Annotated in this window: 14 protein-coding genes; 4 read left to right on the plus strand and 10 right to left on the minus strand. The window is 60.7% G+C overall.

Annotated elements, in window-relative coordinates:
• Positions 1-7: 7 nt before the first annotated feature.
• Complete coding sequence (gene minC, locus AB5Y47_RS08730; protein WP_039039101.1) at positions 8-733, minus strand: septum site-determining protein MinC; 726 nt, start codon at positions 731-733, stop codon at positions 8-10.
• 106 nt (positions 734-839) lie between these two features.
• Between minC and AB5Y47_RS08735 the strand changes: the two genes are divergently transcribed.
• Together AB5Y47_RS08735 and AB5Y47_RS08740 are read left to right on the plus strand one after the other, a co-directional pair.
• Positions 840-1118, plus strand: a complete 279-nt coding sequence (locus AB5Y47_RS08735) for a YcgL domain-containing protein (RefSeq protein WP_029314494.1) — start codon at positions 840-842, stop codon at positions 1116-1118.
• The gene (locus AB5Y47_RS08740; RefSeq protein ID WP_010674650.1) at positions 1115-2077 is read left to right on the plus strand and encodes a lytic transglycosylase domain-containing protein; all 963 of its coding nucleotides are present in this window, start codon (positions 1115-1117) and stop codon (positions 2075-2077) included. Before AB5Y47_RS08735 ends, AB5Y47_RS08740 begins: the two co-directional genes overlap by 4 nt.
• A 162-nt stretch (positions 2078-2239) precedes the next feature.
• On the opposite strand, the gene AB5Y47_RS08745 is transcribed toward AB5Y47_RS08740, so the two are convergent.
• From AB5Y47_RS08745 to AB5Y47_RS08755, 3 genes are all read right to left on the minus strand, one after another.
• The gene (locus AB5Y47_RS08745; protein WP_039039104.1) at positions 2240-3610 is read right to left on the minus strand and encodes an L-serine ammonia-lyase; all 1371 of its coding nucleotides are present in this window, start codon (positions 3608-3610) and stop codon (positions 2240-2242) included.
• A gap of 284 nt (positions 3611-3894) precedes the next feature.
• Positions 3895-5277, minus strand: coding sequence for an L-serine ammonia-lyase (locus tag AB5Y47_RS08750; protein WP_010674652.1), 1383 nt, complete (start codon positions 5275-5277; stop codon positions 3895-3897).
• Between the two features lie 156 nt (positions 5278-5433).
• On the minus strand, positions 5434-5718 hold the full coding sequence (locus AB5Y47_RS08755) for a pyrimidine/purine nucleoside phosphorylase (RefSeq protein WP_010674653.1): 285 nt from the start codon (positions 5716-5718) through the stop codon (positions 5434-5436).
• A gap of 268 nt (positions 5719-5986) precedes the next feature.
• On the opposite strand from AB5Y47_RS08755, the gene AB5Y47_RS08760 reads away from it, so the two are divergent.
• Positions 5987-7231 carry a dicarboxylate/amino acid:cation symporter gene (locus AB5Y47_RS08760; RefSeq protein ID WP_041215213.1) on the plus strand — a complete coding sequence of 415 codons (1245 nt, stop codon included), beginning with the start codon at positions 5987-5989 and terminating at the stop codon, positions 7229-7231.
• Between the two features lie 107 nt (positions 7232-7338).
• Here the strand turns inward: AB5Y47_RS08760 and AB5Y47_RS08765 are convergent, their stop codons facing one another.
• Positions 7339-7737 (minus strand): MerR family DNA-binding transcriptional regulator, encoded by a 399-nt coding sequence (locus AB5Y47_RS08765; protein WP_010674655.1) that lies wholly within the window; start codon positions 7735-7737, stop codon positions 7339-7341.
• A gap of 132 nt (positions 7738-7869) precedes the next feature.
• Here AB5Y47_RS08765 and AB5Y47_RS08770 point away from each other — a divergent pair, with 132 nt between their 5' ends.
• Entirely contained in the window at positions 7870-9036 is a 1167-nt protein-coding gene (locus AB5Y47_RS08770) for an acetyl-CoA C-acyltransferase (protein WP_368220140.1), read from the plus strand.
• A 61-nt stretch (positions 9037-9097) separates the two neighbouring features.
• On the opposite strand, the gene AB5Y47_RS08775 is transcribed toward AB5Y47_RS08770, so the two are convergent.
• The 5 genes from AB5Y47_RS08775 to AB5Y47_RS08795 form a co-directional block, all read right to left on the minus strand.
• Positions 9098-10339 (minus strand): EAL domain-containing protein, encoded by a 1242-nt coding sequence (locus AB5Y47_RS08775; RefSeq protein WP_316286339.1) that lies wholly within the window; start codon positions 10337-10339, stop codon positions 9098-9100.
• Between the two features lie 116 nt (positions 10340-10455).
• Positions 10456-11712, minus strand: coding sequence for an outer membrane protein transport protein (locus AB5Y47_RS08780; RefSeq protein ID WP_104455897.1), 1257 nt, complete (start codon positions 11710-11712; stop codon positions 10456-10458).
• Positions 11713-11963: 251 nt separating this feature from the next.
• Positions 11964-13235: an outer membrane protein transport protein gene (locus AB5Y47_RS08785; RefSeq protein ID WP_139737813.1), complete on the minus strand. Its 1272-nt coding sequence runs from the start codon at positions 13233-13235 to the stop codon at positions 11964-11966.
• A gap of 408 nt (positions 13236-13643) precedes the next feature.
• On the minus strand, positions 13644-14387 hold the full coding sequence (locus tag AB5Y47_RS08790) for a DUF3379 domain-containing protein (protein ID WP_041215209.1): 744 nt from the start codon (positions 14385-14387) through the stop codon (positions 13644-13646).
• Entirely contained in the window at positions 14380-14970 is a 591-nt protein-coding gene (locus AB5Y47_RS08795) for a sigma-70 family RNA polymerase sigma factor (protein WP_080769901.1), read from the minus strand. Before AB5Y47_RS08795 ends, AB5Y47_RS08790 begins: the two co-directional genes overlap by 8 nt.
• Positions 14971-14998: the final 28 nt, after the last annotated feature.

Consider the following 14998-nt stretch of genomic DNA (forward strand, 5'->3'; position numbering starts at 1 on the left):
TGTAACTCTATTTGATTCGGTCTATACGAAGTTGTTCATTGTCGAGCCGGATATGGACCGGCTCTTGTATCACGCCTGCAGGCAATGCATCGCTGAGCTGGAAGGTGCCCGCGATGGAGAGCAGCTCGGCCTGCAATTGCTGGCAATAAATGCGGGCCTTGGGATTGCCCTTGGCCCCTGCGATGGCTCGGCCACGCAGGGCACCATAAACATGGATGCTGTCATCGGCGATGACTTCGGCGCCAGGGCTCACCGAGCCCAGCACCACCAGCGAGGTGCCGGCTGCATAGATCTGCTGACCGGAGCGCACCGGGCCCACGTGGACCTTGCTTGCCTCCACGGGCGCTGGCACCGGAGGAACCGGTGCGGCCTCCACTGGCTTGGGCTCAGGCACTGGCGGCGTCGGCTCAGGTTCTGCCTTGCGGCTCTTGCCTGACACCATGACGGCGAGGCCTGCCGCCTTGGCGGCCGTCTTCATCGCCTCGTCCCGTGCCCCCGTGATCCCGACCAGCACGAAGTCTTCCGACTCGACCAGCTCCCTGAGCTGTTCGAAATCGGGGATCGCCTCGAGGCGTTCCACATTGAGGACGAGGGGGGCACAATTAAAAAACTGGGGGGCCTGCGCGACCTTGGCCTCCAGCAGTTGTCGGATCCGGGCCGGATTGCCATCGCTGAGATGCAACACAGAAATAGTGAAGGTGGTCCCTTTCAATTCGTTATCGCGTTCAACCATGAATCTTCCCCGAACCGAGACGGTAATACGTTATTGTTATTCAATTCCTGATGTTATAGTTTGCCACCACCAGAGGCAATAAACCCGTCGGATTATATCAATTTCCATGTTGTGTGCAGTCTATAAAAGTCGCAAAAAAGCCGAGACCTATCTCTTTATTGAACGAAGAGAGGACTTTTCCCGCGTTCCCGAGGTGCTGATGAGTACCTTCGGGCGTCCCGAACTGGTCCTGATGACCAAGCTGGACCCGGCCAAGCCCCTGGGGCTGGCCTCCACGGAGCGGGTGATGGCCGCCCTGAAGAGCCAGGGCTTTTATCTGCAGGTGCCACCGCCACCGGAAAACCTGCTGGAGCAGCACAAGGCGCAATTAAAGGGCGCACGATGAGGGCGGGGCGGCTGGCACTGCTGTTGTCAGGCGCCCTGTCGGGATCGCCGGTGCAGGCCGGCCCCGATTTTGACCAGTACGTGGCGAGCCTCAAAGAGCAGGCGCTGGCGGCGGGCATGTTGCCCGAGACGGTGAGTGCGGCCTTTGCGGATGTCCACCTTGTCGATGCCGCCATCAGGCACGACAAAAATCAGCCGGAATTCAAACTGACCCTGGACACATATATTCCCCGGGCGGTGCCGGAATGGAAAGTCAAGCAAGCCCAAACCTTATATCGCCAGCATTTGCCGCTGCTCACAAAAATAGGCCGGGAATATGGGGTACAGCCCCGCTTTATTGTTGCCTTGTGGGGAATTGAAACCAATTTCGGCAAAATAACCGGCCATTATCCCCTTATCTCTTCTCTCTCGACCCTGGCCTGGGACGGTCGCCGTGAAGCCTTCTTCAAAGGCGAGTTGTTCGATGCCCTGCGCATTCTGGAGCAGGGACATGTGAACCCCGCCAACTTCAAGGGATCCTGGGCGGGGGCCATGGGACAGGTGCAGTTCATGCCCTCGTCATTCCTGCGATACGCGGTGGATCAGGACGGGGACGGCAAGAAGGATCTCTGGGGCAATCTGGCGGATGTATTTGGATCGGCTGCCAATTATCTGAGCCAGAACGGCTGGCGCGAAGACCAGACCTGGGGACGGCGGGTGAGGGTGCCAGAACGCCTGGACCCCGCCTTGCTGGGACTTGATACCCGCAAGTCCCTGGCGACCTGGCAGGCCCTCGGGGTTCGCCAGCAGGACGGCTCACCTCTGCCTGCGGTCGACATGCAGGCCTCCCTCATCCGCCCCGACGATATTCACGGGCGAAGCTACCTTGCCTATGACAATTACCGGGTACTGCGTCACTGGAATCGCTCCCCCTATTTCGTGGTGGCCGTCGGCACCCTGGCCGATCGCATCGTGAAATAGCTCTCCCCCGTTCTCCTGTCACGGCGAACGGGTGGAGGTGATATGCCCGTCTCTTTTTATCCCTTGTCGGCCTCCCTGTATCCACGAACGCTGCCCTTTAAATCGCGACCAAATAAAAAGCGGGAATATATCCCGCTTTTTTCATGTCATCGCGACTCGGCGTTAGTCGCAGGCAACCTGCATCACCTTGATGGCCAGGCCACCGCGGGAGGTCTCGCGGTACTTGGAGTCCATGTCCTTGCCGGTGATGTACATGGTCTCGATCACCTTGTCCAGCGACACGCGCGGCTTGGAGGTGCGACGCAGGGCCATGCGGGAGGCGTTGACCGCCTTCATGGCGGCGATGGCGTTGCGCTCGATGCAGGGTACCTGTACCTGGCCGGCCACTGGGTCGCAGGTCAGACCCAGGTTGTGTTCCATGCCGATCTCGGCGGCTTCACAGACGTGCTCGGGACTGCCGCCCATCAGCTCGGTCAGGCCGGCGGCGGCCATGGAGCAGGAGACGCCCACTTCACCCTGGCAGCCCACTTCGGCGCCGGAGATGGACGCGTTCATCTTGTAGAGCATGCCGACGGCGGCAGCGGCCAGATAGAAGCGGGTGTACTCGTCGCGGCCCACCGGCTGGATGAACTTGTCGTAGTAGGCCAGCACCGCGGGGATGATGCCGGCGGCGCCGTTGGTCGGTGCGGTGACGACGCGGCCACCGGCGGCGTTCTCTTCACTCACCGCCAGGGCGAACATGTTGACCCAGTCCACGATGTTCATGGGATCGTTGGAGAGGTTCTCGTTGGTGGTCAGCTGGCGGTAGAGCGGGGCGGCGCGGCGCGGTACGCGCAGCGGGCCGGAGAGGACGCCCTCGGTGCGGCAGCCGCGCTCGATCCCTTCCCGCATGGTGGTCCAGATCTTGCCAAGCTTCTTGTAGATCTCTTCCGGGGTGTTGAAGCACTTCTCGTTTTCCATCATCAGGGCGGAGATGGAGAGACCGCTCTGGCTGCAGTGGGCGATGAGCTCGGCGGCACTCTTGAAGGGATAGCTGACGGACATGTCGCCGCTGTCACCCTTGCCAAAGTTCTCTTCGTCGACGATGAAGCCACCGCCGATGGAGTAGTAGGTCTTGCTGTAGACGGCGTCATCTTCGATGAAGGCAGTCAGCCTCATGCCGTTTTCGTGCAGGGGCAGGGCCTCGTCATGGAAGATCATGGCGCCCTTGGGGAAGCTGACGGTGTGGCAGTGCAGGCCGATGGGCAGACGACCGGTCTGCTCCACGCGGGAGATGAATTCGGGGATGGCGTCGATGTCGACGTTCTCCGGCAGGTTGCCCGCCAGACCCATGATGATGGCGGTATCCGTGTGGTGGCCTTTGCCGGTCCAGGAGAGTGAGCCATAGACATCGACCTGGATCCGGGTGATGTCACGGATCTTGCCGCCAGCACGCAGTTCATCCACGAACTGTTTGGCTGCCTTCATGGGGCCGACAGTGTGGGAAGAGGAGGGGCCAACACCGATTTTGAAGATATCAAAAACGCTGATCATGTAACAATTACCTCAGGGTAGAAGGGGGCGCCATGCCCACTCGCAGAAAAGGGATCCATGGGACGGGTCTGTCGTCACAAAGGCCAGGGAACCGGATAACCACAGTGTAACGGTTCAATGCCTAAAAAAAGTTGAAACAGATCTATTTTTGTTGAATTCGTGGCGCGAGTATAAAATTTATTTTGATGGTTATCCATTTTGTTAAGCGCCAGACAAACGTTTTGCAAAAAAATACCCGGCGATGCCGGGTATTCGAGTGCCATATGCGGCTTTATCACAGCGGCTTAACACTCGGTGATGTTGACGGCAAGGCCGCCCCGTGCGGTCTCCTTGTACTTGGTCTTCATGTCGTTGCCAGTTTCCCACATGGTTCTGATCACCTTGTCCAGCGACACCTTGTGCTCGCCGGTACCGCGCAGGGCGAGGCGGGCGGCATTGATCGCCTTGACCGCGCCCATGGCGTTGCGCTCGATGCAGGGCACCTGCACCAGACCACCGACGGGATCGCAGGTCAGCCCCAGATTGTGCTCCATGCCGATCTCGGCGGCGTTCTCGACGATGGCGGGGCTGGCGCCCAGCAGCTCGGCCAGGGCACCAGCGGCCATGGAGCAGGCCACGCCGACCTCGCCCTGACAGCCGACCTCGGCCCCCGAGAGGGAGGCATTCTTCTTGTAGAGGATGCCGATGGCGGCGGCGGTGAGGAAGTACTGCATCAGCAGCTCGTCATCCACCTTGCGCACGAAGCGATCGTAATAGTGCAACACGGCGGGGATGATGCCGGCGGCGCCGTTGGTCGGCGCCGTCACCACCCGGCCTCCGGCGGCGTTCTCCTCGTTGACGGCCAGCGCAAAGAGGTCCACCCACTCCATCACCATCAGCGGATCCTTGTTGAAATTGGTCTCGCCACAGAGCTGGCGATAGAGGGCGGGAGCCCGGCGCTTGACTTTGAGGCCGCCTGGCAGCACCCCCTCGCTCTTGCAGCCACGCTCCACACACCCCTGCATCGCCTGCCAGATCTTGCGAAGCCCGGCCTTGATCTCCGCTTCCGAGCGAAACACCTTCTCGTTGGCCAGCATCAACCCCGAGATGGAGAGGCCGCTCTCCTGGCACTGGGCCAGCAGTTCGGCGCCGCTCTCGAAGGGATAGGGGATGGGGTGGGCGGCATCGAAGCGGGCCGCCTCTTCCCGGGCGTTGGCGAAGTGACTCTCCTCGATGATGAAACCGCCCCCGATGGAGTAGTAGGTCTGTTCGAACACAAGGGTGTCACCCTCATAGGCGCGCAGTGTCATGCCGTTGGAGTGGGCGGGAAGGGTCTTGCGTCGATTGAAGAGGATGGCGCCGATGCGGGGAAATTCGCTGGGTTGCTCGCCGCCAAGGCAGAGGGTCTGGGTCTGCTCTACCTGGGCGAGGAAGGCGGGAATGGCCTCAATGTCCACGGATTCGGGTTCAAATCCGGCCAATCCCAGGATGATGGCCTTGCCGGTGCCGTGCCCCTTGCCGGTCTGGCCCAGTGAGCCGTAGCACTCGACGACGACGCGTCCGGTACGGGAGAGGAGTGCGTTCGCTTTGAGGGTCTGGATGAAGGCGCAGGCGGCCCGCATCGGTCCCACGGTATGGGAGGAGGAGGGGCCTATCCCGATGGAAAACATGTCGAAGACACTGATCATGACGTACTCCAATTATGGATTTCGTCTAAACATTGTAAATTTTTTGTAGTCGTTGAAAAGGGGGGAGATAGCGGGGTGTGATGGCGGTAGGGAAATGGGCGCGGGAGAGACGCGCCATGGGGGAACCGCTCGGCATCCCATGGCGCCCGTGATACATCAGTCGAGGAACTCGCACAGATAGGCGGAGGCGATCTTCACTTCCAGCTTGAAGGAGGAGTGACCGGCCACGTCGAAGGATTCTCCCTGCTGGTAGGTGTGCCACTCATCTTCGTCGGCCAGCTGGATGGTGAGGGCGCCCTTGATCACCGTCATGCGCTCCGGGGCGGCGGTATTGAACAGGTACTCGCCCGCTTCCATCACACCAACGGTAGCTTTCTCGCCTTTTTGCTCGAAACCGATGGATTTAACATTTCCGTCAAAATATTCGTTAACTTTCAGCATCTTTTCTTCCCTGTATGCACGTTTGCAGAGCCAACGTAGCACACTGTTTTGGATGTTGTCATGGTAAAAGGAGCAAAAACAGCCGTGTCTCTTTTGAGGCTTTACTTTCTCATAAAGTTATCAATGCATTTCGTTAACGGATTCTGATGTAAAACGGGGCGCAAATATGAGATAAAGCGCACCGCCAGAGCAATGGAGAGGATTTGACGCTCTGGGTGGTCATTTACGCTGTAAAAGTGTGAGTAATTGCTAAATAAAGGAACATTCTGTGTTAACAAAAGGATTAATCAAAAACATCGGCTTCCAGGTAGTGGTGGCCATGGTGCTGGGCGCGCTTGTCGGGGCGCTCATGGGAGAGCAAGCCACGGTGTTTGCGCCGCTCGGCACCCTGTTTATCCAGCTGATCAAGATGCTGGTGATCCCGCTGGTGGCGGTGGCCATCCTGTCCGGGGCCGCCAACCTGGGGGCCAGCCCCGCTGCTGGCAAGATTGGCGTCACCACGCTCGCCTTCTTCCTCGGCACCTCCGCACTGGCGGTGTTCCTGGCGCTGGTGATGGGTCAGGTGTTCAAACCTGGTGTGGGCGTTGACTTTGGCGCCACCGCGGCCATGTTCTCCGGCGACTACGCCGACAAGGGTGCACTGCCCGATGCGGTGGCCACCCTGCTTGGCATGATCCCGACCAACGTGTTCAGCGCCCTGAACGAGGCCAACATCCTGCAGATCCTGGTGTTCTGCATGTTCCTCGGCATCGCCCTGGCCAAGCAGCCCCGCGAGCGCGCCAAGCCGCTGGTGGACGGGCTCAACACCCTGGTGGACGCTTTCGTCTGGATGATCAACAAGGTGATGCTGATCGCCCCCATCGGCGTCTTCGGCCTGATGGCCGACGCCATCGGCACCTACGGCTTCGACGTGCTGACTCTGGTGCTCAAGCTGTTCGTCGTCTATGTCGCCGCCATCCTCATCTTCGGCTTCGTGGTCTATCCGCTGCTGATCGCGTTCTTCTCCAACACGCCGGTACGCAAGTACTTCTCCGCGATGAAGAAGCCGCAGATCGTGGCCTTCTCCACCGCCTCTTCCATGGCGACCCTGCCGGTCAACATGGAGACCTGCGAGCGCGATCTGAAGGTGACCAACGCCACCGCTTCCTTCGTGCTGCCGCTGGGTGCCACCATCAACATGAGCGGCAATGCCATCTATTACGGCCTGGTCGCCATCTTCTTCGCCCAGGTCTATAACATCGATCTTTCCATGGGTGCCTGGGCGGCGATCATCGTCACCTCCACCCTGGGTGCCATCGGTCAGGCCGGTGTACCGGGCCCGAGCTTCCTGGTGGTTGCCGTGCTGCTGGCGGCCGGGATTCCCATCGAGGGTCTGCCGCTGCTGTTCGCGCTGGATCGTCTGTTCGACATGATCCGCACCGCGCTCAACATCACCGGCGATGCGGCCTGCGCCATCATCGTCGACCGCTACAGCCCGGATTACGATCCGAACCGCTGGAGCAAGGAGGCCTGATATCGGTCGTCCACCATGCATGACAAGAGGGAGGCTTCAGGCCTCCCTCTTTCATTTGTGTCTATTTGCTGGCGGTGTTCCCCGCTCGCCTCGCCCATCTGCGTGCCTCAGGGAGAGAGGTGTGCCAGGGCCTGGCGGCAGCGCTGTTCGGCCGCCTCCAGCTCCAGCAGGACCATCTGGATATCTTCCAGCTGCTGCTGCAGGGTCTCCCGCTTGTCGGCCACCAGCCCCAGCATGGTCTGCAACTGGGAGCGGCTGCTCTTGTCCGCATCGTAGAGATCGAACAGCTCCCGGATCTCTGCGAGGCTGAAGCCCAGACGCTTGCCACGCAGGGTCAGCTTGAGCCGCACCCTGTCCTGACGGCTGTAGATCCTGTGTTGTCCCTGGCGGGTCGGGTTGAGCAGGCCCTGATCCTCGTAGAAGCGGATGCTGCGGGTGGTCACATCGAACTCGCGAGCCAGTTCGCTGATGCTGAAGGTGCGGGTGTCGTCCCTGGATTTGGTCATGGGGCTGTCTTGGCTGCCATCTGGTTGTCAATGCAGGCTGGCACCTTACCCAAACGTCAACTTCCCCGCAAGTCTTGTTCCTGTCGCGGTCGCGGCATATGTTATCCCGATGTAACAAGGAGAGTGCTATCGATGGATATCGTGATTGTGGCGGCCAAACGTACCCCCATGGGGGCCTTCCAGGGGGTCCTGAGCGCGCTCGGTGCCCCCGAGCTTGGCGCCTGCGCCATCCGCGCCGCGCTGGCGCAGGCCGGGATGACGGGGGAGCAGGTCAATGAGGTCTATATGGGTAACGTGCTGAGCGCAGGGGTCGGCCAGGCGCCAGCCCGCCAGGCGGCGCTCAAGGGGGGGCTGCCGGACAGCGTGCCCTGTACCACCATCAACAAGGTGTGCGGCTCCGGCATGAAGGCGGTGATGCTGGCGGTGGACAGCCTGCGCCTGGGGGAGGCCGAGGTCGTGGTGGCGGGGGGCATGGAGAGCATGAGCCGCGCCCCCTATCTGCTGGATAAGGCGCGCAGCGGTTTTCGCATGGGGCACCAGAGCGTGCTCGATCACATGTTCCTGGACGGCTTGCAGGATGCCTACGAAGGCCATCTGATGGGTCATTACGCCCAGTTGAGCGCCGATCGCAGCGGACTGACCCGGGCCGACATGGATGCCTTTGCCATCGCCTCCCTGGAGCGGGCGCTGACGGCGCAGCGCAGCGGTGCCTTTGCCGCGGAACTGGCTCCCGTCATGACCGCTGACCACACCCTGCTGCTGGCCGAGGATGAGCAACCGGGCAAAGCCAGGCCCGACAAGATCCCCGGCCTCAAGCCGGCCTTCAGCAAGCACGGCACCATCACGGCGGCCAATGCAAGCTCCATCTCGGACGGGGCGGCTGCCCTGGTGCTGATGCGGGGCGAGACCGCTGCCCGGCTCGGATTGCCGGTGCTGGCCAGGGTAGTGGGTTACCAGAGTCACGCCGCACTGCCGGCGGAGTTTACCAGTGCCCCCGTCGGCGCCATTGACAAGTTGCTGGCCCGGGTGGGCTGGTCGGTGGAGGAGGTGGACCTGTTCGAGGTGAACGAGGCATTCGCCATGGTGAGCATGCTGGCCATGGCAGGGTGCGGCATTCCCCATCACAAGTTGAACGTGAACGGCGGGGCCTGTGCGCTGGGGCACCCTCTTGGCGCCAGTGGCGCCCGCATCCTGGTGACCCTGATCCATGCCCTGCGTGCCCGCGGGCTCAGACGAGGGGTGGCGAGCCTGTGCATCGGGGGAGGGGAGGCAACGGCCATCGCCATCGAGGCAGGCTGAATGCGTGGGTGAGATTGCTGCGGCTTGATGAAATGACAACGTCCCTTCAAGAGGGACGTTGTCATTTCTGGTGGGAGTGGACCGGTTGCTCTTCCATGGCCTGAAGCTGCTGGTTGACCCAGGCGGTGGCGCTCAGATAGAGGTGGCTGACCTTCTCTTCGTTGAGGCCGAGCCGGACGGTGTTGGCGGCGACCCGCTGCCAGTCGGCTTTCTCGAAATCTTCACAGAACGCCAGGTAGAACCCGAGCTTGCCCTTGCGGGTGAGCAGGGCGGCACGAATGTCGTCGGTCAGGGGAATGGAGCCGAGCAGCTGATCCAGCGGTTCGCCCATGAGCACGTCCAGCAGGGAGAAGAGGCCGGTGACAAAGGCTTGCTGTGCCTGCTCTGCGGGCGCATGGGTCTGGGCCAGCAGTTCGCAGAACCGGGCTCTGATGAGTGACATTTGGTGGAGTTCGGCGCTCTTTTCACTTCCCGCACTGGTGGCGGCGATCAGGGCGACGAAGCGCTTGAGCTGGGCGTGCCCCAGGGAACTTGCGGCCTGGCGAAACGAGGCGATGGGCTGGGGGAAACGCTTGAGGTGGTTGATGTAGCGCAGCAGCTTGAGGGAGAGGGTGAGATCCTGGTTGAGCAGTTGCTCAATCTTGTCCAGATCCGGTTCGGTCTGATTGACCACCTCGAGCAGCTGCATCACCACCAGCTGGGCCGGCGGTATGGTGGGCTGTTGCACCATCTGGGGGCGGCTGAAGAAAAATCCCTGGAACAGGGTGACGCCGAGCTGCTTCATCCGCTCGAACTCGGCCTGATCCTCGACTTTCTCGGCCAGATAGGTGAGGGGCAGGTGGCGATGATTCGCCATGAAGTGCTCGATGCAGGGTTGCGGCGTGCTGCGCAGGTCGAACTTGATGATATGGATGTAGGGGAGGAACCTGTCCCAGTCTGAGACCATGGTGAAGTCATCCAGCGCCAACCGATAGCCCAGCCCATAGAGCTGGATCACTTTTTCCAGCAGCGCATCGTCGGGCTCGGCATCCTCCAGGATCTCGATCACCACCTTGTCCCGTGGTAGGCACTCGGCCAATCCGTCCAGCAACAGGGAGTGGGGGAAATTGATGTAGCAGGGGTGATCTCCGATGAGCTGATCGATGTTCTGCTGCAAGAACTGCTCGGCAACCAGCCTGGAAGTGGCCTGCTGTGCGGAGACGGAGGGAAATACATTGTCCAGGCTGTCGCGAAACAGCAGCTCATAGGCTTGGGTGTTCAACTCCCGATCCAGAATGGGCTGCCTTGCTACATAGGAATACATGCATCTCTCCACCATGGTTACAGGCTTGATTCTATGGTGAAGCGGATCACTATGCCAGTGCCGACCGGTCGGGAAGGTCAACAACTGGCATACTATTTGTCAGGAAACCCGGGGTGTCAGAACAGGTAGTTGAGCTGCAGGCCGGCGAGCCAGGCATCCCCTTCCGAGGTGCCATTGAAAGTGGAGGTGGTCTGCGGGATGCCGGGCCTGAGCTGCATGGTTTCGCTCACGTCCACCTTCTTGCCGTCGATCAGGGTCAGCCCCAGATCCAGCGAGAGGTGGCGGTCAATCTGGTAGCCCACGCCAGCGCTGTACCAGACCCGATCCGAGTCGGGGATGGAGATGGTGCGGCGATCCGCCGGGACCGGGCTGCGGTCGTAGGCGATACCGGAGCGCAGTTGCCACTGGGGGGCCAGCTGGTAGGTCATCCCCAGGGCATAGCGCCAACTGTCTTCCCAGTGCTCCTCCTTGATGTGCATGGTGCCGTGGTGGTCGAGCTCGGATTCGAGCTGCACGAACTTGCTCCAGTTGGTCCAGTTGATGCTCGAATGCAGCGCCAGGGCCGGGGTGAGTTGATGGAACAGAGCCAGCTCGGCGGTGGCGGGCAGAGGCAGATCCAGGCTGCCGGTATCGGTGAAGGGCTGGCCCCTTTGATCGATGCCGATGGCGTCACCGGAGAGGGTCAGGGTCACGTCGTGGCGATAGGAGAGACCGACGCGGGTTGCCTGCGACAACTCAAGCAGGGTGCCCAGGTTCCAGCCCATGGCCCAGCCATCCCCTTTCAGGTGCTTGGCTATCTGGTTGTTGGAGGGGAAAGTGCCGCCCACTTCCCCTTCCCCCTGAATGGCGGAGAGACCGGCCCCGACGGACCAGACGCGGTTGATGCGATAGGCAAGGGAGGCCCCCAGATCCACGGTCTTGATGTCGGAGACGTTGCCGAAGTGACCGGCGTTGTAGTTGTCCGGCATCTTGACCCCGAGTCCGTAATAGGAGGTGGCGGCAAGCCCGAGGCGCCATTGCTCGTTGAGGGGCACGATGAGATAGGCGTTGGGTACCCAGGCGTCACCCGCAATGTCGTGGGCTCCGGCATCCAGACTGACCGGCCCCTGGGTGGTAGGCACCCGGGTGGTGCCCTCGATGTTGACGTCGGGGTGCACGTGGATGACGCCGCCGGAGAAGGCCAGGGTATCGAATCGGGTCATGGCGGCGGCGTTGCGGGAGAGCACGCTGGCATTGTCGGCGATGGCGGCTTCACCCGCGAAGGCACGCCCCATGCCGGTGGCGGATTGCTCCGCGAGCTGGAAGCCGGCAGCCTGCACCTGGCTCGACAGCAGCAAGAGGGCAATGAGGGAGGGTTTGAACGTCGGATGCATGGTCTTTCCTCGGGATGAACTGGGTGTTCATTCTGTTATTCGGTTGGGGCCGGGATTTTATATGGTATGACCAGCAAGGCAACGGGGAGAGGGGAACGTGGTGCAAAACGGGATTAAATGCTGAAAGGAATACCCATAACAGCTTGATAAAAAAAGAAAAGAGTACAGTTGTTTACTACAGCTGTGCGCTCAGATGGCGAAGTTGGATAAAAAAAGAGCGCCCTGGGGCGCTCTTGATGATGACATGAAAATCAGAATTTCATGTTGAACTGGGCGGAAGCCAGCAGGGCGTTGCCGTGAGAGGTGCCCTTCCAGCGCAGCGCATCGCTGTGGTTGCGCAGGCCTTCGTTCACGTCCACTTCCTTGCCGTCCAGATAGGCCATGCCGAAGTCGAGGCTCATGTCCGGATTGATGTGGTAGGTGGCACCGGCGCTGTACCAGATACGGTCGGAGTCAGGAATGCTCAGGCTACGGTATTCCGGCTCGATGGGGCTGTTGTCGTAGGCGAAGCCGATACGGGCTTCCCAGGACGGGTTGACGTACCAGGTACCGCCCAGGGCGTAACGAGCAGAGTCCTTGAACTTCTCGTCTTTTTGCAGGCACACGCCGCCGGCGCAGTTGCTGCTGGTGGCCTTGAGCTCCTGGAAGGCGCTCCAGTCGGTCCAGTTCACGGAGTAGTGGACAGCGAATTGCTGGTTCAGGCGGTGGTAGCCTGCAAATTCGGCCTGGGCCGGCAGATCCAGCTTCAGGTTGCCATCGACGACGCGGTTGCCGGAGGTGGCACCCTGGAAGTCGCCGTCAAAGCTCAAGTCCACCTGGGAGCGGTAGGTCAGGGCGAGACGGTTGTTTTCGTTGATCTCGTACAGGGTGCCGACGTTCCAGCCAAAGCCCCAGGTGTCGCCCTTCAGGTGAGCCAGACGGGTATCGGAGTTGGCACCCGGAATGGCAGCGGAGAGCGCACCGGCATAACGGTTCAGCTCGGCGGCGGCGTAGACGGCATTGATGCCGGCACCGACGCTGAAGCTGGAGTTGATGCGATAGGCGATGTTGGGGTTGATGTTGAAGGTCAGCAGCTCGGTGTCACCGGCGCCGGCACCGGCCGCGAAGGTCTTGGAATATTCGGTGGAGAGGCCGTAGTTGGAGAAGAGGCCGATCCCCCAGGCCCACTGATCGTTCAGGGGCTGGATGAAGTAGGTGGCCGGCACGAAGGCATCGGGGGCGATGTCGCTCTCGCTGGACGGAGCCAGCTTGGTGGAGCCGGCATAGATGTCGCCAGCCACGTCCACGTCGGGCTTGATATAGGTGCCGGATACAGACAGTGCCATCTTGTCGAAGGTGGTCATGGCCGCCGGGTTGCGGGACAGCACGGCCGCGTTGTCGGCGATGGCTGCTTCACCTGCGTAGGCGCGCCCCAGACCGGAGGCAGAGTGCTCGTTCAGCTGGAACGCAGCGGCGAAGGTCTGGGTGCTGGCCAGGGTCACGGCCGCAGCGATCAGGCTTTTCTTGAAAAAGGCAGTTGTCATAGTGTTCTCTCTTTGTAAGCAGATTTTCTGTCGACATCGCGGCTCTTTGGCGGCTATTGACGACATGATCTGTTGTTATGTCAGCTTCTTCCCATTCATTGCTGGCGTGATTCTATGGATCTGGTAGGAGGTAAGAAATCAGACCAGTGACAGCAGAATACATAAAAGTTTCCATTGTGTTAATCATTTGTTTTAACTTGCCGTTTTATTAGGCTGATTTATCTATTATTGGATAAATAAAGCACAAATGGTGCCATTTGCGTCATTTAAAATAAATGGTAGAAATGTGACTTCGCGCGGGCAATGGGCGGGAACATGCGGGGATGTGGGGATGAACAGGCAGACAATGAGGATGTCTGCCTGTGATGTGGCTGAGGCGGAGGACGAGTCAGCCTGGGTCAAGGTCTGTTAAATGGACCAGTGCAGGCGTGACTCAAGCTGGCGGGCAACCGGGGCGAGGGGCTCCTGCATGTCTCCGATGAGCACCATGTTGGCCCCCTTGAGCGGCAGTATCTCCCCCTTGAGGGTCCCGTCTGCAAAATCGGACTGGATCGTCAATGGCAGGTGCTTGGGGACGAGGAACAGGGTGACCGGTCCCATCTTGCCCTGCAGCACCATGTGCAGGGCCGGTCCCTGGTAGAAGGCGCAGTGGTTGACATAGGTTACCTTCATGCCCGGCATCTCGCTCAGGGTGGCGCCATATTTCTCCATTTTCGCGTTGATGGTGTGCAGGCTGACCCGCTCATCCACCGCATGAATGAAGGGCTCTTCCCCATAAACGTGGGACATGGCGACTTGAGCCAGCGACAGGGTGTCCGGTGCCACAGGCCAGCTGATCCAGCGGGTGCTCATGCCGAGCAGGAAGGCGACCGAGGCCGCGATGGCCAGAGCGCGCCATTGCGTGCGTGCAGGAGTGACGGGCAGCGGGACCACCTGCTCCTCTTCGGCTGCCATCGCCTGCCTGAGCAGGATCCGCTCCGCAAGACCGGCCGGTACGTCCACTTCCAGAGTGCTGCGCACCTGGCGCTCGAGCTGCTGCATCTCGTCCAGATGCTTGCGATTGGCCGGTGATGCCTCGGCGGCTTTCAGGAAGGCGGGATCCCTGTCCGAGGGGTGAGTGATGGCCCGGCGGCGAAATTCAAGCTCATCCATTGGTGTGTCCTCTCTGTTGTTTCGCAGACTCCATGGCCTCTTTTATCTGGTTGCGGGCGCGAAACAGCCTTGTCATGACGGTGTTCTTGTTCAGGCCGAGTTGCTCGGCGATCTCTTCCCCGCTGAATCCCCCCAGTACCTGCAGCAGCAGCGGCTCCTGATACTCGGCAGGCAGGCGGGCGATGTGGCGCCTGAGCCATTCGTGCTCCATCTCCTGCTCGCTTGGCAGGACACCCTGATCCCGCAGGGGGTGCTCGTCGAGGTCGACGAGATCGAACTGCTTTCGCTCAAAGCGGCGGGCATTCTCCCGCCGCAATATGGTGATGAGCCACGCCTTGGCAGCCTTGTCGTCCAGCAGGGTATCTATCGCCTTCCAGGCGCGCAGGAAAGTCTCCTGCACCAGATCCTCGGCGATTTGCGGATCCCGGCACAGCCAGTAGGCGTAGCGGTAGATGTCCCCGTGCAGGGCGTGCACCAGGGCTTCGTACTTGGTTTGTTTATCTGCCATCTCCCCATAGACCGGAGAAGCGCAGGGATCCTTTCCCGTGTCGGCCCTTTTTCTTCTGAAAAAACCTAACGCCATAAAGGGGTGTCCTGTTTCATGAGGGGCG

It is taken from the genome of Aeromonas sp. R7-2, from assembly GCF_040908105.1.
Lineage (GTDB): Bacteria > Pseudomonadota > Gammaproteobacteria > Enterobacterales > Aeromonadaceae > Aeromonas > Aeromonas caviae.